This is a genomic window from Deltaproteobacteria bacterium (assembly GCA_026129095.1).
Classification (GTDB): domain Bacteria; phylum JAGRBM01; class JAGRBM01; order JAGRBM01; family JAHCIT01; genus JAHCIT01.
On record JAHCIT010000004.1, the window covers coordinates 112,157 to 133,059 of the forward strand.

Consider the following 20,903-nt stretch of genomic DNA (forward strand, 5'->3'; position numbering starts at 1 on the left):
ATGTTCAAGCGCAAAGACAAAGCCTCCGCGGAAACCGGCACGACCTTCATCTGGCTGTGCGCCGGAGCCCTGGGCCTGAACATCCTCGGCATCGGCGGACTGCTGCTCCTCATCGCCATCAACGGGATGGGGCATTTCTGGCAGAAGGAACTCGTCACCGCCGAGATGCTGGACGGATCGAAACTGATGGGCGAGGTCCACAACCGCGAGCGCAATCCGCCCGCCGAGGGGGAGGACCCGCTGGAGACCGGCTTCCGCAAGCAGATGAAGGTCGGCAACCGCGACGTGACCGGGGCCGATTTCCGCTGGGTGGACGAACGGCAGATGCGCGGCGTCCGCCAGGATCCGTGGGCATTTGTTCTGGAACGGCTCGAATGGGGCAACTTCTACGGCACGATGGCCGAGTTCCGGCGCGAAGGCGAGACGCTAGCCACCGATCCGGAGGCCATCTGGAAGCTGTTCGAGCCGTCCCATCGCGAAAAGCGGGCCCTCTACGCCAAGGTCAGGAAGATCGAGAAAAAGGACATCGGCGACGTCAACCACGAGCTGGAGCAGCTCCGCCTCGCCGAGCGGCGCCTTGCCATGAAGCCGCCGCCGGAAGCCGGGCTCGCCCGCCGGAAGGCGGAGATCGAGAATCGCCGGCAGGCGGCCAACGAGCGGTTCAGCCAGATCGCCGGCGAGCTGCGCGAACTGCGCGGCCAGCTAGCGAGCGATGTCGTGGTGATGGAAACCGCCGACGGCCGCCGCAAGGAGATCGCCGTCGGCACCATCGTTCGCGCCATTCCGGCCAACCAGCTTTCAGCCGCCGGGAAGGCCGGACTCTACCTGGACCGGACATGGGAGTTCATCTTCGACGACCCCCGCGAATCCAACACCGAGGGCGGCATCTTCCCGGCCATTTTCGGGACCGTGATGATGGTGTTCATCATGTCGTTCATTGTCGTCCCGTTCGGCGTGCTGGCGGCAATCTACCTGCGGGAATACGCCAGGCAGGGGCCGCTCGTCCGGATCGTGAATATCGCGGTCAACAACCTGGCCGGCGTGCCGTCCATCGTGTTCGGCATCTTCGGGCTCGGATTCTTCGTCTATGGCATCGGCGGAAGCATCGACAAGCTGTTCTTCCCGGAATCCCTGCCGACGCCGACATTCGGCACCGGCGGCATCCTGTGGGCCAGCCTCACGCTGGCGCTTCTCACCCTGCCCGTCGTCATCGTGGCGACCGAGGAGGGGCTCGCCGCCGTGCCGCGGATCGTCCGCGAGGGATCGCTCGCGCTCGGTGCGACCAAGTTCGAGACGATCTGGAAGGTGGTGCTGCCCGCATCGGCCCCGGCGATCCTGACCGGCATGATTCTTGCCATGGCGCGGGCCGCTGGCGAAGTCGCGCCGCTCATGATCGTCGGCATGGTGAAGCTGGCGCCGTCGCTGCCGCTGGACGGGTACGCCCCGTTCATCCACCTGGAGCGGAAGTTCATGCACCTGGGGTTCCACATCTATGACGTGGGGTTCCAGAGCCCGAACGTGGAGGCGACCAAGCCGCTGGTGTTTGCCACGACGCTGCTGCTCATCGGGCTGGTCACCGTCATGAACATCTCGGCCATCTACATACGCAACCGGCTGCGCCGCAAGTACACGACGAGCGCCGTCTAGGAACACTCAAGCGAAAAGGGACAACGAATGGAAACCGGTACCGTATCAAGCGAAGCGCTCCAGAACACATCCATCGCCGTCAATCCCGACGCCATCCTGAAGCTCGCCAACCCCTGCCTGAACGTGGATGACCTGTCGCTGTGGTACAGCCAGGCGCAGGCGCTCTACAACATCAACATCCAGATCCCGAAGAACAAGGTCGTCGCCTTCATCGGCCCCTCTGGCTGCGGGAAATCCACGCTGCTGCGCTGCTTCAACCGCCTGAACGACCTGATCGACGGACTCAGGGTGACTGGCGACATCACTTTCAACGGGCAGAGCATCTACGACCCCGAACTGGACATCAACCACCTGCGCAAGCGGATCGGCATGGTGTTCCAGAAGTCCAACCCGTTCCCGAAGTCCATCTACGAGAACATCGCCTACGGCTGCCGCATCCACGGCATCAACGACAAGGCGCGCCTGGACGAGATCGTCGAGAAGAGCCTGCGCGGCGCCGCCCTGTGGGACGAGGTGAAGGACCGGCTGGACGACAGCGCGCTGGGCCTGTCAGGCGGCCAGCAGCAGCGTATCTGCATCGCCCGCGCCATCGCCGTCGAGCCGGAGGTGATCCTGCTGGACGAGCCCTGTTCGGCACTCGACCCCATTTCGACGACCAAGATCGAGGAACTGATGGAAGACCTCAAGAGCCGGTATGCCATCGTCATCGTCACCCACAACATGCAGCAGGCGGCCCGCATTTCCGACTATACTGCCTTCATGCTGATGGGCGGGCTGATCGAATACGGGCTGACCAAGGATCTGTTCACCAATCCGAAGGACAAGCGGACCGAGGACTACATCACCGGCCGCTTCGGCTGACAGGGAGACAAACCGCCATGCCAACGCGGGAACACAGCAGCAAGCATTACGAGCAGGAACTCCTGCACCTGCGCGAGCGGGTTCTGGCCATGGGCGCCCGCGTCGAGCGGATGGTGGGCGGCGGCATGCGCGCCCTCGTCCAGCGGAACGAGGATCTCGCCCGCGAGATGATCGCGCTCGACAACGAGGTTGATCACGACGAGCAGGAGATCGACGAGCTGTGCCTCCAGCTTCTCGCCCAGCGGCAGCCGGTGGCGAGCGACCTCAGGTTCATCACCCTCTGCATGAAGATCGTGACCGACCTGGAGCGGATGGGCGACCTGGCGGTGAACCTCTGCGAGCGGGCGATGGAGCTGATGGAGGAACCGCTGCTGAAGCCCCTCATCGACCTGCCCCGCATGGGCGATCTGGCGCAGCAGATGGTCCACACGGCCCTCGATTCGCTCATCGACGGAAATGTGGAGCAGGCGACCAAGGTGCTCGAGTCCGACGACGCGGTGGACGACCTTTACGAGCAGATCTTCCGCGAGCTCATCAGCTTTATCCTCGAAGACCCCCGGACCGCCAAGCGGGCCATCGGCCTGCTGTTCGCCGCCAAGCACCTGGAGCGGATCGGCGATCACGCCACCAATATCGCCGAAATGGTGATTTTCTGGGTCAAGGGGAAGGATGTCCGGCACGGCGCCGGGCTGGCGGCCGAGAACAAGACGCAGGGATCATGAGCGGAAAACGCATACTCATCGTCGAGGACGACCCGGACATAGCCGAGCTGGTCCGGTTCAACCTGGCCGCCGAGGGCTATAAGGTGGAGATCCAGTCACGCGGGCTCTCCGGTCTCGACCGGGCGCGCACGAACCCGCCGGACCTGCTGATCCTGGATCTCATGCTGCCGGACCTTCCCGGCATCGAGATCTGCAAGCGGCTGCGCGCCTCCGAGGCGACAGCCCGGCTTCCGATCCTGATGCTGACGGCCAAGGGGGAGGAGATCGACCGGGTGGTGGGCTTCGAGGTCGGCGCCGACGATTACGTCACCAAGCCGTTCGGCGTGCGCGAGCTGATGCTCCGGGTGCGCGCCCTGCTCCGCCGCAGCAGCGCCGGCCCCGACACGAAGGACACCTACCGGGTGGGCGAGGTGACGCTCGACACCCAGGGGCACCGGCTCCAGGTCGGCAGCGAGGAGATTCCCCTCACCTCCACCGAGTTCAAGCTGCTCGTCAGCTTCTTCGAGAGCCCGACCCGGCTTTTCTCCCGCATGTGGCTGCTGGAACATGTCTGGGACTACGCCGAGGGGGTTGAATCGCGCACGGTAGACGCCCACATCCGGAGGCTCCGCAAGAAACTGGGCAAGCACGCCGATCTCATCGAGACCGTGCATGGCGCCGGCTACCGGTTCAACCTCGCCCAGTACGACATGCCGTGAAACTGCATCTCAAGATCGCGCTTGCCGCACTCGCCGTCTCGGCAGTCGCGCTGGTTGCCGGGTATGCGTACGTCGTACCGGTGTTCCGGCAGAACCTCATACGGACCGCCAAGTCCGCGCAGGAAGAACGGCTCCGCACACTCTGCCATCTGCTGGAACTCCGCCCCCACGAGCGGCTCACCCCGGAGGAGCTTCAGCCCTACGTGAGAGGCTACGCCGGTGGCGGGGCCGCCCGGTTCCTGATCCTCGACGAAAAGGGACTGGGCATCGCCGACAGCCTGGCGGCGGCGAGCCGGATCATCCAGCCCGAGAGCTTCCTCTCCCGGCCCGAGGTCCAGGAGGCACTGGCGGCGCCGGAGCCCGCCAGCATCATCCATCACGCCACGGCACCCTACAGCACGCTCTATCTGGCCCGCCGGTTCCGGCTGGCCGATCGCACCGGCGTCGTCCGGATGATCTACCCGCTGGACGACATCGAGACCGCGGTGGGCCGGGTACGGAACATCCTCTGGGTGGCCGGGCTTTTCTCGCTTACGCTGGCAGGCGCCCTGGGGCTCCTCATCTCGCGCTGGATCACCGCTCCGGTCCGCGAGGTCGCCGAGGCCACCGACCGGATCGCCGAGGGCGACTTCACCGCCCGCGTGCGGAGCCGGGCCGATGACGAGGTGGGCGTGCTGGCGCGCAACTTCGACCGCATGGCCGAGCGGCTGGAACTGACGATTTCCGCCTATCAGGCGGAGCGGGAACAGGCCGAGCGCATCCTCTCCACCGTTCAGGAAGGACTGATCCTGCTCGACCGGGACAACCGGATCGTCTCGGCCAACCAGGCGTTCGGACGGCTGTTCAGCGCCGGCGTCGCGGGGATGCCGGGCCGCTCGCCGGTGGAGATCGTCCGCACCGACCGGATCGAGGACGCCGTGGAGGCGCTCTCGGAGGGACGCGAGCAGTACGAGGGCGAGTTCACGCTGGAGGGGCCCGGTCCGGAGCGCATGTTCGAGCTGTCGGCCGCCCCGATCCGCGAGCAGGGAGAACGCACGGGCGCGGTCATGGTGTTCCGCGACGTGACGCGCACGAGGCGGCTGGAGCGGATCCGGCGGGATTTTGTCGCCAACGTGAGCCATGAACTGCGAACCCCTCTCACCTCCATTCATGGCTATGCCGAGACGCTCGCGGCGCGCATCGAGGGCAACGAGACCTACAGCAACTTCGTGCAGGCGATCCTGCGGAACTCCGAACGGCTCACGACGCTGGTGAACGATCTTCTCGACCTCTCGCGCATCGAGCGGCCCGATTTCCGCCTCGAACTCCGCGAGGAAGACCTCCGCTCGCTCGTCGCCGCCAGCGTCGAGGGCCAGCAGCGGGCGGCGCAGGCCAAGCGCATCTCGCTGGAGTTCGCCCCCGGCGGCTTTCCGCACCGCCTTTCCTTCGACCGCAACCGGATCGAGCAGGTGATGACGAATCTCCTCGACAACGCCATCAAATACACGCCGGAAGGGGGCTCCGTCCGGGTGGCGACCTCGCTGGCGGCTGGAGAGATCACGGTCTCTGTCGCCGATACCGGCCCCGGAATCCCCGACGAGGACCGCAACCGCGTGTTCGAGCGTTTCTACCGGGTAGACAAGCACCGGTCGCGGGAACTGGGCGGAACGGGGCTGGGACTCGCCATCGTCAAGCACATCGTCACCCTCCACCGGGGCCGGGTCGGCGTGGACAGCGCCGAGGGGTCCGGCTCGCGCTTCTGGTTCACGCTTCCGGCCTCCGCGGCCTGACGGGTTTTTTCTGCCGGTTCCCCGTCTACACTCAGGCCGTATGGAACCTGCCGACAATGCACCGCCGAAAGCGAAATCCGGCAGCGGCTACGCCTACGGCCGCTACCGGCAGCCGATTCCCCTTCCCGACATCTCCGCCCCCGGCCTCATGGGAGCCATGCGCCTCAAGGAGTGGCACTACACCTCCGTCGTGACCGGCCAGTGGTTCTTCGCCTTCGCCGTGGTGAACCTGGGCTATGCCGCCAAGTGCTTCGCCTACCTCGTGGACCGGGAGCGTCCGGCCAACGCGCCGGAATACTCGGAGCTTTCGCCGATGGGCCGGGCGGTGAAGTTCGCGCCGTCATCGGTCAGCGGCGAAACCCGGTGGGAGGCCGGGAGAAACCGCCTCGTCGCCGGGCACGGCGGCGACCGGTGGCAGATCGAGGTTGATCTGCCGCTGGGGCCTTCGCGGGTGACCGGCAGCTTCAACTTCGCGGGCGGCGACGCGCTCGCCCTGCTGCACCGGCTTGCGAATGGCCAGCCCGCCTACACGCACAAGGCGGCCGGGATTGCCGCCTCGGGCTCCATCCAGTGGAACGGCCAGACGATCAGCCTGGACGGCGGCGTCGCCACGCTCGACTGGACCCGCTCGGTGGCGCTCCGCGAGACGGCATGGAAATGGTGCTCGCTGGCGGGGTTCCTGCCGGACGGCCGCCGCATCGGCCTCAATCTCTCGGCCGATGTCTATGACGGCCCCGGCGGCAGTTCGCAGGAAAACGGCCTCTGGATAGACGGGCGATTGTACCTTCTGGGCGGCGTCGAGTTCGCCCTGCCGGGCGATCCGCGCCGGGAGCCGTGGATCATCCGCAGCCGCAGCGGGACGGAAGTGGAACTTGAGTTCCTTCCGCTTGGCACCCGCGAGGAACACCTGAACCTGGGCGTGATCCGCAGCGATTTCATCCAGCCCTACGGAACCTTCCGGGGCCGGCTGGCGGCAGCAGGTGACGTGGCGCCGGTCCCCGTGGACGGGCTATTTGGCGTCGTGGAAAAGCACCTGAGCGTCTGGTGACAGGGCCACGCGCCCGCCGTCCACCACCCGGTCCCACAGGCCGCTGTCCCAGCCGGGATGGCCCTCCAGCGTGAGCGCCGCGTGGCTGGTTCCACCGGAACCGCCCTGGGCCGCCTGCGTGTCGAACTTCTGGAGCGAGCGGTCCATGATCTGCGCGAAGGCGCCGATCACGTTCGGGTCGCGCCGCTTGTCGAGATAGCCCCGGTCGGCCGCTACCGCCTGCGCGTCCAGCACCGCCAGAAACACCCCCTGCTGCGCCAGCACCCGGTAGGCGCGGACAAAGGCGTTCATCGAGGGGCGGCCCGTGCGGGGCTCACGGGCCGCGTAGATCTTCCGGGCCGCCGGGAGCGACTGCTCCAGGTAGCTCGTCTGGCCGTTCAGCTGCATCGTCTTGAACGGATAGGCCATCAGCCGGTGGAGCCGCGGCCGGTTCTCGGCCTCCAGCACCTTGCGGATCTTGAGGCGGTTTTCCTTCACGACCGGTGCGATGGTGTGGGTGAGGCCATAGATCACCGCATCGGCCGGGGTGACATCCCGCGCATCGGGGCGCACCACCACCGCCAGCGAATCCTGGAGGACGTTCCGGTAGCGGCCGTCAATATCCACCCACTTCTGGATGAACCGGACACCGTTCACCATCGTCCCCTTCTGGAGCCATTCCGACAGCAGCCGGTTGAACGACAGGGCGAGGTTCGCATCGGCGGTCAGGTAGGCTCGGATATAGGGAACGAGCACGCGCAGGTCGCCGTTCTTCGGGTCGGCGTCCATGAACCGGGCGAACTCGCGGGCGATGGTGCCCTTCTCGTCGCAGGCGATGAGGTCGCCGAAGTTGTTGTCCAGCTCGCGCAGCTTCAGGCCCGGAGGCGGGTCCACCAGGACGCCGCCCATCCAGATCAGCACGCGCTCCAGCTTCTTCCGGTTCTCGGCCGTCCCGACCAGCTTCTTGATCAGGTTGAGCCACGGCTTGATGATCCGGTCCTTCTTGTGCGGCGGCTTCCTCAGCAGGTTGGCGAAGCCGTCGAGAAACGCGGTGAGCGCCTTCTTGTTCGGGTCGCTGGGGAGGCGCGTGTCGCGCACGGCGCGCAGGGTTTCGACGAAGTTCTCGAAGATGCCCTCGTCGAACAGCACAACCATGAGCGGATCGTTCAGGCCCGCGGCGCCGGAGATGTAGACCGCGTGAAGCATGTCCACCAGATACGGCGCGTCGCCGCGCTTGGCCAGTTCCTGCACCATGCGGAAGGTCGACTCGATGGGCGCGTCATTCAGCATGGCCTTGATCGGCTCAGGGTCGTCCACCAGCTTGTCGAGGATATTGGGCTCGCAGAACAGGTTGCCCACCTTCGCCATGCGCCGCATGAGGTCGTACATGCCGGCCATGCGCTTGGCCGTGCCGCTGGACAGTTCCTTGGACGCCTCGAACGCCGCAACGGCGAGGTTGTCCACGGGGAACTTGATCGGAACGCCCGGCATGTTGAACGTGATGATGACATCCGTGAATGCCACCGGGATTCCGCAGTTGAGCGGCGTGTAGGCGATATCCAGCAGGCGCAGCATGCGGGTGGCATCGCTCGGGTATTTCGGCGGCCGCGCCAGGACGCGCTTCTTCTGGTCAACCGTGTGGTACTTGAACAGGTCGCCCATCCGGCGGCGCTGCTCGGCGGTGAGGCCGTCGAGGAACGTGTCCGTCACCACCTCCAGCGAGTTCTTGCCCTGTGCGTCCTTGGTGAGCAGCCGGTTCACGCCGTCCAGGATCACGTCGAGATAGGTCGCATTGGGGAAGTTCTTGTGCGGTTCCAGGAAGCCGTTGATGGCGAGCAGCATCGTGTAGGGGACCGGGCGGCCGTCGATATCCTTCGCCGTCAGTATCTTGCCCACGTCGGTCAGGATCTTGTCGAACACGTCGGCATGCGCCAGCACCCGCACAGCCTCAAGCATGTCGTCGATGTCGTCGTAGCGGAGCGCCCAGGAGAGCGATTCCATCGAGTCGTAGTCGAGGGAGTCGCGCATCAGGAACAGCGCCGTCTCGGTGATCTCCAGCGCGTTGGGATCCTTGACGTAGTGGGCGATGAACGCGCCCCAGTTCTCCATCAGCTTTTCCAGCGGGCGGCCACGCTTGGGATCGACCATGCAGGCCAGCGGGGCGCGGGAGACGGAGGCGAAGCTCTTGCCGTTCCGTATCTCGATCAGGTTGTAGAGCAGGCGCGGCGGCAGCTTGTGGGCGTTGTGCTCGCGGACGATCTTCGACTGGAAGTCGATCATCGCGTCGAACTCGGATGGCGGCAGATTGAAAAACGGCTGCAGGAAATCGATCGGCAGGTCGTACAGCTCGCTGCCCGGCTGGCCCGATGCCGTGAGGGTCATCGTGCCCAGTTCGTACAGGGCGCCATACAGGCGGCGCGAATCCTTGTAGTTGATGAAGACGTCCAGCACGAAGGCGATGTCGGTCAGCTGCGACCAGCCGGTGCGGTCCGGCCTGGACAGCTCAAGGCCCAGCAGTTCGAGCACCTCGAACGTCCCTGCCTTGTGGGCCCCCGCCAGCGCCTCGGCCAGTTCCTGGTAGATGCCGCTCCGCGCGAGGTCGCGGTTCACCTCGTAGTACATCTTCACTTCGGGGCTCTTGTAGATATCGGGCCAGATGCCGTCGAGGACATCGTAGGCCGCCATCAGGTGCCCGTTCGCCGGACGGACGGGATTCGCCGTCGTGTCCTCGCGAAGCGGATTGAGCCGGGTCCAGATCGGTTTCCAGCGGCCCGCCTGGTCGATGTCGCGGACCATCGGCTCGACAAGGCGCGCGCGGATCGTCGCGTCCTCGTTCCAGGCCCGTTCCCATTCCCTGAGCAGCCGCTCGATGGGGTTCACCTTGATCTCGAAGGCGATCTTCAGCTCCGACCGGTTGCCGAACTTGTCAGCCGCCTGGATCAGCAGTTCCTGCGGGCCGGAGTTCCCCGCCCGGGAAGACAGCGGCGTGCCGGACCGGAACGGCCGGTTGTTGAGGGTCACGATGACCGAGGCGGCGTCGAGGTTCGGATCCTCCACCTTGATGATCGGGCGCGTCTCCGTCATGGTCGCGCCGTCTTCCACGCCCCCTACCGAGATCACCGGCGGATTCGTGTCGGTCGCGATGGCGACCTTGATCGTGTCGGCGTTGCCCGCCGCGTCGGTGATCTTCACCGTCAGGCGGTGCGATCCGTCGGGCAGCTCGGTCATGGGGAACTGGAACTGCCCCGGCGAGACCGGAAAGGTCTGGGTGACGAGCGTCTCGGGGTTATCATCCAGCGTCGCCTCGATGCTGAAAGGGGCCTTGGTGGAGCCCACGCTCACCGTGAGCGGCAGCGCCCGCACCAGCTCACCGGGCTTGGGCGACAGCACCGATACCTGCGGACGGGAGGCGTCGAACTCGACGCGAATCCGCTTCGGCGGGGAGCGGTTGGCCGACGGGTCCACGGCGTAGACGGCAATCTCGTTGATCGCGGCCTGGAGCGGCACCACGGCCCGGAACTCGCCGTCCTTCACCACCGCCGGGACGTTATCGACAAATACCTTCGCCTTGGGGTCGTCCACCTTGCCGACGAACTCGATCTCGCGGTTGTTGGTGAAGGTACCGTCCTTGGGCTCGACGATCTCGATGACCGGCGGGCGGGTGTCCTTGATGATCCGGATGGCGGAGGTTTCCCGCCGCCCCTTCACATCGGCCCGGGCGGTAACGATGTTGATCCCTTCCTGGATCTCGACCTTCGAGCTGACGAAGAAGTCGCCCACCTTCTGCGCGGGCTGGTCGTTGATTGTCATCCGGTCCACGCCAGAAGGCGCGATCGCCTTGACGCTGATCCAGGTCTGCTTGGTTTCCGTGCCATCCTGGGGCTCCATGATCCGGACCGACGTCTGGGCCACCTTCTCGAACCGGCGCTCGACGGTGGAGCTGACGGTCCCCTTGCTGGCGATCACCTCGATCAGGTTCGGTCCGGGCTTGAGCGTCACGTTTTCGACCACGAACTGCCCGTTGCGGGCGGGCCCCTGGACGAGGTGCTCGACGCTGTTCACGCGGCAGACGAGCTGGGCCGTAGGGTCGATCACCTTGCCGGCAATCGTGATGACTTCGTCGGGGATGAGGTCGTCTTCCTCGGGATACTGGATCTCCGCCGCCAGCCGGGCATCGAACCGGAGATCAAGTACGGTGATCTTCTGCGGGGCGGATGCACACGCGCCCACGACGAGGCCCACGAACAGGGCGGCTAACCATTCACGTTTCATTGATTAAAATTCTACTTCCTTATGATTAACTGGCGGCAAAAGTGCGATGAAGTTTTAAAGGTTCGGGCCACGCCTCGCAAGGCTGCCACGCCATTTTACAGGGATTTTCATGGGAGCGGCCCCGAATCCGGGCTCAATGCGCGCCTGCCCAGTCGCGGGCAGCTTTGGTTTCGACGAGAAGCGGCACGTCCAGCTTCACGACCGACGACATGACCTCCGCCGCGATCTTGCGGACCTTTTCCGCCTCGGCGGCGGGGGCCTCGAACAGCAGTTCATCGTGGACCTGCAGAATCATGCGGGCCTTGAATCCGTGGACCGGGAGTTTCCTGTACAGCTCGATCATCGCCACCTTGATGATGTCGGCGGCGGTCCCCTGGATCACGGTGTTGCAGGCAGCCCGCTCGGCGAAGGACCGCTCCTGGAAGTTCTTCGACGTCAGGGTGGGCAGGTAGCGCCGGCGGCCGAGGAGCGTCGTCACATAGCCATTCGTGCGGGCTTCCTCGACGGTCCGGTCGAAAAACGCTTTCACCCCGGCATAGCGGCGGAAATAGGCGTCAATATAGCTTTGCGCCTCCTTCGGGGTGACGTCGAGGGATTTGCCGAGCGACTGGGCTCCGATCCCGTAGATGACACTGAAGTTGATCGTCTTGCCCGCCCCACGCTGTTCGCGGGTGACCTCCTCCGGCCGGACGCCGTACATCTCGGCCGCCGTAAGGCTGTGGATGTCCGTACCGTCCCGGTAGGCCGCCACCAGCGCCGGGTCGCCAGTGACATGGGCGAGGATACGCAGTTCCACCTGCGAGTAGTCGGCCGACACCAGCACCGAGTCCTTGGGCGCGATGAACGCCTCGCGGATCCGGCGGCCGTCCTCGGTCCGGGCGGGGATGTTCTGGAGGTTCGGTTCCGACGACGAGAGGCGGCCCGTTTCGGCCACTGCCTGGTTGAACGAGGTGTGAATCCGGCCGGTCTTTGCGTTCACCATCCTCGGCAGGGCGTCGATGTAGGTGCCTTTCAGCTTGGAGAGGCCCCGGTAGTCGATCAGCAGCCGGGGCAGTTCGTGCTCCTCGGCCAGCTTTTCCAGCACCTCCTGGTCGGTGGAGTAGCCGGTCTTGGTCTTGCGGGCCGTCGGCAGCTTCAGCCGCTCGAACAGGACCGTCTGGAGCTGCTTGGGCGAGTCCACGTTGAACTCGCCGCCAGCCATCCCGTAAATCCGGCCCAGAAGTTCCTGCATCCGGCGGCCGAACTCCTGCGACATCTCCGCGAGCTTGCCGGTATCGACAAGAACGCCCCGCTCCTCCATGTCGATCAGCACGTCCACCAGCGGCATCTCCACCTGGCTGAACAGGTCCAGCACCCCCTCGGACTTCAGGCGCGGGTCCAGAATCCCGTAAAGGCGCATGACCGCGTCGGCGTCCTCGGCGGCGTATTCGGTGGCGCGGGGTATCTCCACCTGGTCGAACGTCACCTGGTGCTTTCCGGTTCCGGTCACCTCCTGGTAGGAGAGCATCTTGTGCTTGAGAAAATCGAAGGCGAGCTGGTCGAGGCCGTGGGACCGGCGGCCGGGGTCGAGCACGTAGCTGGCCAGCATCGAATCCCAGTCGAAACCCCGGCAGTGGATTCCGTACCGGAGCAGCACGCGCCGGTCATATTTAACGTTCTGGCCGAGCTTGAGGATTTCCGGGTCTTCCAGCACGGGCCTGAGCAGCGCGAGGGCCCGGTCCCTCGGTATCTGGGCCGGGACGCCCAGATAGCGGTGCGCCACCGGCACGTACCAGGCCTTGCCCGGTTTTGTGGAGAGCGAGAACCCGACCAGTTCGGCCTGCAGTTCGTCCAGCGAGGTCGTCTCCGTATCGAACGCCGCCACCTTCGCCTTGCGGACCTCGTCCAGCACGGCCTTCAGCGCCTTTTCGTCCAGCACGGTTTCGTACCGGTCCCGGCGGAACCCCTTGTAATCATCCTCGGAGGACATCTCCCGGATGAGCGCCGTGAAGTCCATCTCCCGGAAGAAGGCGACCATCCGGGCCGGGTCGGGCTCCCTGGCGGCGAGTTCATCCAGTTCCGCCTTCAGGGGAACATCGTCCCGGCAGGTGGCGAGCTTCTTCGAGAGCACGGCCATCTCGCGGCCCGCCTCCAGCTTCTCCCTCAGGCCCTTCTTCTCGATCCTGCCGGTGTTTTCGAGGAGTTTTTCGAGCGAGCCGTACTCCTGGATCAGTCCCGGCGCGGTCTTTTCCCCGACACCCTTCACGCCGGGGATGTTGTCCGTGCTGTCGCCGATGATCGCCTGCACGTCCACCACCAGTTCCGGCGGAACGCCGAACTTCTCGATCACCTGCTCGCGGCCGATGGCGCGGTCCTTCATTGGATCCCACATGGAGACGTGATCGTCCACGAGCTGCATCAGGTCCTTGTCGGACGAGACGATGACCGTGTCGATTCCCATTCTGGCGAACCGCCGCGCCAGCGTGGCGATGATGTCATCCGCCTCGAAACCCTTGAGTTCCAGCACCGGGAGGTTGAACGCATCGGTGGCCGCCCGGCGGCAGAGGTCGAACTGGGGAACGAGCTCCGGGTCCGGCTCCTTCCGGTTCGCCTTGTATTCGGGATAAATCTCCTCGCGGAACGTGGGCCCGCTCGCGTCGTTCACGCAGGCGATGTAACGGGGGTGAAAGGACTTCTTCAGCTTCAGGATCATCCGGCAGAAGCCCAGCACGGCGTTCGTGGGCATTCCCCTGGCATTCGACATGGGCGGCAGCGCGTGGAATGCCCGGAACACGTAGGCCATCGTGTCGATGAGATAGACCTTGGGCTTGTCGTCCGGTGACGGTTCCAGGATGGCATTACCTCTGGGGCGCGGGGATTTTCAGTTCTTGGGAATTGCCTTGAGCTTGGTCTTGCCGTTCTCGACGACCACCTTGAACTCGACGGTGCGGCAGTTGAACTTTTCCTTGATCGCCGGGATCTGTTTCTGGATCATCGCCTGGAAGGCGGCGCGGTCCACGGCCCCCTCGCCCGTCTTCTGCCGGGCGGACATGTAGACCTCATGCAGGTGGTCAATCGGTGCCGCGGCGGGCCGGGCCGCCGCCGGCCGCTGCGCCGGCGCGCCCGTTTTCGCCCCCGCCGGTGCGGCCCCGCCGGGCGGCGGCCCCATCCCCCGGCCCGCCTCGAACTCCTTCAAGGCCTCGGAGACGGGTTTGCCCGCCTTGACCGCCTCGTTGATGACGCGCCTGCGGGCCATCTCCTCGGCGGCGGCGGCCTTTTGCCGGTCATGCAGCTCGGCACGCTTCCGCACCCGGACGTAGGTGCCTTCCTCGATCTCCTTCAGCACCCGGTCCCAGTAGTTCTTCAGCGTGACGAACTTCTGCTCGACCGTCTGCCGCTTGAACTTGTAGGCGGTGTTGGTGGACCGGACGCCGAGGATCTTCTGGCGGAGCTCCTTCTGGAGCGCCTCCATCCGGTCGGTGGGGGGCTTTTTCTCCACCCCGACGAAATACTGCTCGAAGACGACCTTGAGCTTGTCCACTTCGTTGTCGAAGCGGTTCAGGTCGATCATCTCGGGCGACATGGCGGACTCTCTGATAGCCATCGGCTCCGCCTATGTAGCACGGCCCCGGAGAGGGCCACAAACTTCCTTATTCGCACCCGCAGTCGAGGCAGCCGTGCTCGGCGCAGGTGCCGCAGGACCGCTCAAGGCTCGTCTTGAGCGCCTGCCGTGCCCGGTGCAGGCGGACGCCGAGGTTCCCCGCCGTGATCCCCAGCGACGTGGCCACCGCGCCCTGCGCCTCGCCGCCGAGGTCAACCCGCTTCAGGAGTTCGGCGTATTCCGGCTTCAGCGTGCCGAGAAGCCCCCACAGGCAGCCGCAGGCACTGTCCTCGCCGCTTTCGGGATGCACGCGATCGGCCTCATGGGCCAGCATCTCCTCCAGAAGGCCGGCATGCTTCCGCTCGTCAGCGCTCCGGCTCCGGTAGTGGTCGGCCACCGCGTTCCGCAGGATCCGGTAGAACCAGGCGACGATGCTCTCGCCGCTTCGGAGCTGGCCGCCCCTCTGGGACGCCTTCACGAGACAGTCCTGGAGGATGTCCTCGGCCGCCGCCTCGTCACCGAGGCGGCTCGTGAGGAACCGGCGGAACTCAAGGTGCTGCTCAAGCAGGGCCGCCGCGATCTCCGGGTCCATCGGCTTCAGCGGTCCGGCGGTCTGTGGGGCTTCGGCCGTTTCCATACCGGTGATCCTGCCCTCCGTTCTGACGTCCATCCTGTCTTGGAAGGCGGAGGGGCACAACCGTGCCCCTCCGCTCCCGTCCCTTACCGGGGCTTGCACTGGCCATCCTTGCAGTCGCAGTTCTTGCAGCCGCAGTCCGTTCCGCACTGGCAGCCGCTTCCGCAGTCGCAGTTGCAACAGCCTCCATTCGAATCGGAGTTCGCACCGGCAATCGCCGCCTCGGTACCCGACTTCAGGGTCTGGTTCTTCATGGTTTCAGACCTCCTTTCTATATGGGCAGACGGGGGCCGGGGGCGGACCTTACAGATTAAAATAATTTAACTATCAGCGGCGGCGCGATTGCCGTAAAGACAGGTTTGTCCTTCTGCGTCAACCCTCCGTATACTTGGGGGACCATGAGCGAACCAGCCGCCGATTCCGTCGTCTCCCGCATCGTCAACGAGTCGAATCTCCATCAGCCGCCGCTGATGCCGTCCGGGCCCTGGTGGAAATACCTGGAGATCAACTTCAGCGAGCGGGAGGAAGGGTTCGAACTGGGCTTCCGCGACGCGCTCCGGGTGAAGTCCACGGCCGCGATGGATGTGCTCTCCCGGACGGTTGCGTCGTCGCTGGTCGGCATCACCTGTTTTCCGCCGGGCTTCAATCCCGTGACGCTGAAAAAGGCGCTCGAAGACCGGCCGATCTATGAGGAACTGGCCGACTCCGGCGACCCCGGACGGTTCTTCCGGACACCGCCGCCGGATATCCGGGTCACGTCGAAACGGGCCGCCTGGCACCGGTTCAGGCCGGACGACGGGCAGGTGCTGGACCTCTCCTTCGAGAGCCCCTACGAGCCGCTGAACCCGCGCATCCGCAAGGACTACCTCTCCCACCGGAACAACCGGACCGTCACCGCCCGCTGCTGGCGCCACCGGGGCTCCTCGCCCCGGCCGACAATCATTGCCGTTCACGGCTTTGCGGCCGACGCCATGTGGGTCAACGAGTGGTTCTTCGCGCTCCCCTGGTTCTACCGGCTGGGCTGCGACGTAGCCCTCCTGACGCTGCCGTTCCACGGCTCGCGGCAGGCGAACTTCTCGCTCTACCCCGGTCACGGGTTCTTCGCCGGCGGCCTTTCGTGGATGAACGAGGCGTTCGGCCAGGCGATCATGGATCTCCGGGTCTTTGTCAGCCACCTGACGGAGATCGGCGTCGAGCAGATCGGCCAGACGGGCGTGAGCCTCGGCGGCTACACGACGGCGCTCATGGCGGCGGTCGAGCCCCGGCTCAGGTTCGCCATCCCCAACGTCCCGGTCGTCAGCATCGCCGACCTCGTTCTCGAATGGTTCCCGACCGGCACGGCGGCGCGGGCGGCCATGTTCGCCACCCGCACGTCGCTGAAGGAACTCCGGCACGCGCTCGCCGTCCACACGCCGCTCACCTACAAGCCGGTCCTGCCGAAGGAGCGGCTCATGATCGTGGGCGGCGTCGGCGACCGGCTCGCCCCGCCCAAGCACTCGCGGCTCCTGTGGGACCACTGGGGCCGGCCGAGGATACACTGGTTCCCCGGCAACCACGTCGTGCATCTCGACAAGGGCCAGTACCTCAAGCAGCAGGCGATCTTCCTCACCGGCATCGGCTTCCTGCCCCAGGGAGAGGCGAAGCGAAAGGCGGGGTGAGAGGCCGTTCTTTCTTCCGGCCTTACCCCCGGCGCTTCGCGCCAGTTTCGTCACCCTTCTTCTCTGCGCGGTTGCGGAAGCGGCCTCACCCCCTGCCCCCTCTCCGGGAACCGGAGAGGGGAAAACCACACCCCCTTAATCCCCCTCTCCGCAGTCGCGGAGAGGGGGATTAAGGGGGTGTGGTTGGAGCCCGTTGAGGCGCGGGGTGAGGCCGGAGGGCGGGGGAGCTGGGAAAACAGAAGGCGGGCGTGTGAGGTTTCCTAACCCGGCTCGGTGAGGTAGCCGGGGTTTGTCACCTTCAGCTTGTCCACGACCACCTTCCGGGCGTGGGTGTATGCGGCGGCGCGGGCCTCGCCCGTGTCGAAGGCGCCGGTGCGGGCTCTCTCGCGGAACGTCCGGTACAGCTCCAGAAGGGATTTTTCCAGATCGGCGACGGCGGCGGGTTCCGCACCAGAAGCGCCGAGGAGCTTTTGCAGGCTCCGCCACTCCTCGCGGGTGGCTGTTTCGCCGAGCTCCAGTTCGCGCTTCAGGATTTCGAGCACGTTGTGGGCGATGAGCCCCTGGAACCTCGTGCGCGGGTCGGTAAGGAGCGGCGCGACGCTGGACTGGAAGAAATACTGCACCGCTTCGATCAGCTCCCTCATGGTGGGACGGTCCTGCATGATGTCCGGCTCCTTCGTGAATCCCCCTGAACGTCAGGGTCAGTATCTGGGGCCCTTCTCGATCAGGTCGAGCATTTCCAGCTCCATCTCCGGCACCCGGCGGCCGATGGAAGCCAGTTCAAGGCTTTTCTGCGGGCCGGTGAGGTGGCGGTTGGCCTGCTGTCTCGCGCCGATGGCCCACTTGGCGTTGCCCATCACCTCCCAGTAGTGGACGCGCCGGGTGTCAACGGCACGGCCCGTGGCCTGCTCGTAGGCGTCGAACATCTGCCTGGGGTCGGCGAAGCCGCCGAGCCGCTTCAGATTGTTGCCGAACCGCCAGAACCGCACGATAGGCCAGGCGAAATCCTCGTAGCGATCGCCCACGTGGGTAAGTTCCCAGTCGAGCACGGCGACAAGCCCCTCCGGCCCCACCATCAGGTTTCCGATACGGAAATCCCCGTGGACGAGCGAAAGCTCCCCGGCGGGCGGGGAGTTCTCCCGGAGCCAGCGGAGCCCCAGCTCCAGCGCCGGGTGCGGCTCCTCGCCGAACAGGTCCAGAAGGCGCGTCAGGTGCTCGGCCGTGCGTTCGCCCACCGGCACGGCGGGGTCCACGGGCGGCAGGAACGAGAGGTCGGTATTTTCCGGCGTCACCGAATGGATCCTGGCGAGTTCCTCACCCATTCCGGCGGCGAGCACCGTGCGGGCCTTCGCAAGGCTTTCGTCGCGGACGATCTTCCGGCCGATCGTTTCGCCCTTCACCCGTTCGGTGATGTAGAAGCTCCGCCCGATGAGACCGGTGTCCTCGCACAGCCAGTACGGCCGGGGGACCTTTACCCCCGCCCTGCTCGCAATCTGGAGCAGGCGGAACTCGTCACCACGGGTGAGCGCGTTCAGGAGCGATCCGCCCATGTCGGCCCGGAGCACCAGTTCGAGCGGCGCGCCGGAGCCTTCCAGGTCGAGGTCGAGGCTCCATATTTCCTGCGACGCCCCGCCCGCCATCGGCCTGAGATTCCGGATGGTGGCTTTCGCGCCAGCCTGCGCGGCGATCCACTGCTCGATCGCTTCCTGCCTCGTGCCGATGTCGGGGTGTGACGCCATCTGGATATTTTCCGGGCCTTCCCTTTGAGATAACCGGAAAGGGGGCCTATTTTACCGGTAACGGCGGCCGGGTAAAGGCCGCCAGAGGGCAGGATTTCTGGAACTCACAGCCGACTACTGCGTGATCGGATCGGGTGCGGGCGGCGCGCCCATCGCCACCGAGCTGGCACTGGCCGGCGCGTCGGTGGTGGTGCTGGAGGCGGGCGGCCCGGCGCCGCTCGCCCCGCTCGGCGAGCGGATCGAGCGTTCGTTCTGGCGGGTCGTGAGCCGCCGGAACGCGGCCCTGTCGGTGGCCCGCGGGCTTCCGGTCTTTCCGGTCATCCACGGCGTCTGCGAGGGAGGCTCCACCGCGCTCAACGCCGGGAGCGCGTTCCGGCTGCCGGAGTTCCTGCACCGGGAGTGGATGGAGCGGGGCGCGCCGGACCTCACCGACGCCTTCAACCGCGTGGACAGCTTCATCAAGGTATCGGAAACCGCCGACGAACTGCTGGGCCGGAACGGCGAACTGATGCTGAAAGGGCTCAAGGCGACGGGCTGGCGCGGCGGACGCACCCCACGGAACGCCCCCGGCTGCACGGGTCGCGCGGTCTGCGTTCTCGGATGCCCGGAAAAGGCGAAGCAGGCGACCCACCTTTCCTACCTTCCGGTGGCCCGCTCCAGGGGGGCACGGGTGCTGCTGAACACGGTGGCGAGGAAGATCACCCTGAACGGCCGCCGCGCCACCGGAGTCGAGGCCCGTGGTCCCGGCGGGGAGAGTGTCACCATCCGTGCCGGCACGACGATCGCCGCCGGCGGCGCGGTCTTCACCCCTTCCCTGCTCGCCCGGAGCGGTATCGAGGCTCCCCAGCTCGGCGAAAACTTCCTGCTCCATCCGGGCTCGGTGCTGGCCGTCCACTTCGACGAGCCGGTCGAGATGGGACAACCCGCCGTTCCCCAGAGCACCTACTCCGACCAGTTCCTGGAGTCCGAGGGGCACATGATCCTGCTCGGCTCGGTGCCGCCGCACCTCACCATTCCGGCGCTGGCCGTGACCGGCTCTCCGGCGGCGATCATGGACCATTCGCGCACCGGCTTCTGGGGCGCGCTGATCCGTGACGAGGGCGGACGCGGCGCGGTCAGGACCGGCCGCGACGGACGGCGGCGGATTTCCTACAAAATCGGCGGCACGGAACTGGCGCGCCTGAGGCAGTCGCTGGTGCGGCTCGCGGAGATGGCCTTCGCGGCCGGGGCGCAGGCGGTGACGCCGCTCTATTTCGGCTCCGGCCGCCGGTACCGTTCCCTCAAGGCGTTCAACGCGGGACTGCCCGATCCGCTGCCGCTTCGGCGGCTCGCCGGCGGCAGCGTTCACCCGATGGGAACCTGCGGCATCGGCCGGACCTGCGAGGGTGACGGGCGGGTGCGGGGATATGAGAACCTGCACGTCTCGGACGCGAGCCTCTTTCCCACATCCATCGGCGTCAATCCCCAGTTCACGATCATGGCGCTCTCGACGGCCATCGCCGCCGAACTGCTGTCGTAGGCCGGTTTTCGTGTTATACAGCCCGCCCTCATGACGGCCACAACCAGCCACAAACGCCGACGCTTCTTCCTGCTCCGCCACGGAGACGTGGCCTATTTCAACGGCAAGGGCCAGCCGGTAAAGGCCGAAACGGTCACGCTCACCGAGGAAGGCCGCCGCCAGGCGGCAGCGGCGGCGGGTGTCCTCCAGGACGTGGAGATCGGGCGGGCCATTTCGAGCGGCCTGCCCCGGACGGTCGAAACCGCGACGATCGTGCTGGGGCCGCGCCTTTCCAGCGGCCTCCGGCTGGAAACCGTCGAGCCGCTTCAGGAGATCAAGGGCGGGCGGCTCCGCGACATCCCGTTCAGCGAACTCCAGCAGACCTTTACCCACGCGTTTGCCGGGGGTCTCCAGCGGGAGTCGAGGTTCCTGGGCGGCGAGACGTTCGGCTCGCTCTGGGACCGGGTATCGGCCGCCTGGGACGGGCTGCTGGAGGAGACCTTCAGCAGGGAACAGCCCAATACCCTCATCGTCGCCCACGGGGCGGTGAACCGCGTGATCCTCTCCAGATGCCTCAACACCGGCCTGGAGTCATTCGGTTCCATCGAGCAGGATGCCTGCTGCATCAACGTGATCGACGTGGAAAAGTCCGGACGCAGCATCGTGCGGCTTCTCAACTACACGCCTTACAACCACGTGAAGGACGGCCTCACCGACACCACCATGGAACGGCTCTGGAAGTCGTGGACACGGCAGTGAAATGGCCGCCTCATTTTCGTCAAAAGTGTGATTCAGGTC

Annotated in this window: 16 protein-coding genes; 9 read left to right on the forward strand and 7 right to left on the reverse strand. The window is 65.9% G+C overall.

The features are described 5' to 3' along the window. Genes pstA through KIT79_07205 form a run of 6 tightly spaced genes read left to right on the forward strand, consistent with a single transcriptional unit; the run spans position 1 to position 6,745 of the window. Complete coding sequence (gene pstA / locus KIT79_07180) at positions 1 to 1,647, forward strand: phosphate ABC transporter permease PstA (protein ID MCW5829083.1); 1,647 nt, start codon at positions 1 to 3, stop codon at positions 1,645 to 1,647. A 27-nt stretch (positions 1,648 to 1,674) separates the two neighbouring features. Further along, a complete protein-coding gene (gene pstB / locus KIT79_07185) occupies positions 1,675 to 2,508 on the forward strand; it encodes a phosphate ABC transporter ATP-binding protein (GenBank protein ID MCW5829084.1) in 834 nt (277 codons plus the stop codon). Positions 2,509 to 2,525: 17 nt separating this feature from the next. Next, positions 2,526 to 3,230 carry a phosphate signaling complex protein PhoU gene (gene phoU, locus KIT79_07190; protein MCW5829085.1) on the forward strand — a complete coding sequence of 235 codons (705 nt, stop codon included), beginning with the start codon at positions 2,526 to 2,528 and terminating at the stop codon, positions 3,228 to 3,230. Next, entirely contained in the window at positions 3,227 to 3,928 is a 702-nt protein-coding gene (locus KIT79_07195) for a response regulator (protein MCW5829086.1), read from the forward strand. The genes phoU and KIT79_07195 overlap by 4 nt, the downstream gene beginning before the upstream one ends. Further along, positions 3,925 to 5,697: a HAMP domain-containing protein gene (locus tag KIT79_07200; GenBank protein MCW5829087.1), complete on the forward strand. Its 1,773-nt coding sequence runs from the start codon at positions 3,925 to 3,927 to the stop codon at positions 5,695 to 5,697. Before KIT79_07195 ends, KIT79_07200 begins: the two co-directional genes overlap by 4 nt. A 40-nt stretch (positions 5,698 to 5,737) precedes the next feature. Then, positions 5,738 to 6,745 (forward strand): DUF2804 domain-containing protein, encoded by a 1,008-nt coding sequence (locus KIT79_07205; protein ID MCW5829088.1) that lies wholly within the window; start codon positions 5,738 to 5,740, stop codon positions 6,743 to 6,745. Here KIT79_07205 and KIT79_07210 read toward each other — a convergent pair. The 5 genes from KIT79_07210 to KIT79_07230 all read right to left on the reverse strand — a co-directional run bounded on the left by KIT79_07210 (position 6,707) and on the right by KIT79_07230 (position 15,464). Next, complete coding sequence (locus tag KIT79_07210; protein ID MCW5829089.1) at positions 6,707 to 10,996, reverse strand: hypothetical protein; 4,290 nt, start codon at positions 10,994 to 10,996, stop codon at positions 6,707 to 6,709. The genes KIT79_07205 and KIT79_07210 overlap by 39 nt on opposite strands. A gap of 133 nt (positions 10,997 to 11,129) precedes the next feature. Continuing rightward, positions 11,130 to 13,778 carry a DNA polymerase I gene (polA, locus tag KIT79_07215; GenBank protein ID MCW5829090.1) on the reverse strand — a complete coding sequence of 883 codons (2,649 nt, stop codon included), beginning with the start codon at positions 13,776 to 13,778 and terminating at the stop codon, positions 11,130 to 11,132. A 78-nt stretch (positions 13,779 to 13,856) separates the two neighbouring features. Continuing rightward, positions 13,857 to 14,579: a hypothetical protein gene (locus tag KIT79_07220; protein ID MCW5829091.1), complete on the reverse strand. Its 723-nt coding sequence runs from the start codon at positions 14,577 to 14,579 to the stop codon at positions 13,857 to 13,859. Between the two features lie 46 nt (positions 14,580 to 14,625). Beyond that, positions 14,626 to 15,213: a sigma-70 family RNA polymerase sigma factor gene (locus KIT79_07225; GenBank protein ID MCW5829092.1), complete on the reverse strand. Its 588-nt coding sequence runs from the start codon at positions 15,211 to 15,213 to the stop codon at positions 14,626 to 14,628. An 83-nt stretch (positions 15,214 to 15,296) separates the two neighbouring features. Next, positions 15,297 to 15,464: a hypothetical protein gene (locus tag KIT79_07230; GenBank protein ID MCW5829093.1), complete on the reverse strand. Its 168-nt coding sequence runs from the start codon at positions 15,462 to 15,464 to the stop codon at positions 15,297 to 15,299. A 144-nt stretch (positions 15,465 to 15,608) separates the two neighbouring features. Here KIT79_07230 and KIT79_07235 point away from each other — a divergent pair, with 144 nt between their 5' ends. Further along, positions 15,609 to 16,868 carry an alpha/beta hydrolase gene (locus KIT79_07235; GenBank protein ID MCW5829094.1) on the forward strand — a complete coding sequence of 420 codons (1,260 nt, stop codon included), beginning with the start codon at positions 15,609 to 15,611 and terminating at the stop codon, positions 16,866 to 16,868. Positions 16,869 to 17,128: 260 nt separating this feature from the next. On the opposite strand, the gene KIT79_07240 is transcribed toward KIT79_07235, so the two are convergent. Continuing rightward, entirely contained in the window at positions 17,129 to 17,530 is a 402-nt protein-coding gene (locus KIT79_07240; GenBank protein ID MCW5829095.1) for a hypothetical protein, read from the reverse strand. Positions 17,531 to 17,569: 39 nt separating this feature from the next. Then, the gene (locus KIT79_07245) at positions 17,570 to 18,607 is read right to left on the reverse strand and encodes a phosphotransferase family protein (GenBank protein ID MCW5829096.1); all 1,038 of its coding nucleotides are present in this window, start codon (positions 18,605 to 18,607) and stop codon (positions 17,570 to 17,572) included. Between the two features lie 121 nt (positions 18,608 to 18,728). Here KIT79_07245 and KIT79_07250 point away from each other — a divergent pair, with 121 nt between their 5' ends. Continuing rightward, positions 18,729 to 20,126, forward strand: a complete 1,398-nt coding sequence (locus tag KIT79_07250) for a GMC family oxidoreductase (protein MCW5829097.1) — start codon at positions 18,729 to 18,731, stop codon at positions 20,124 to 20,126. A 30-nt stretch (positions 20,127 to 20,156) separates the two neighbouring features. Further along, positions 20,157 to 20,864, forward strand: a complete 708-nt coding sequence (locus KIT79_07255) for a histidine phosphatase family protein (GenBank protein MCW5829098.1) — start codon at positions 20,157 to 20,159, stop codon at positions 20,862 to 20,864. Positions 20,865 to 20,903 lie beyond the last annotated feature (39 nt).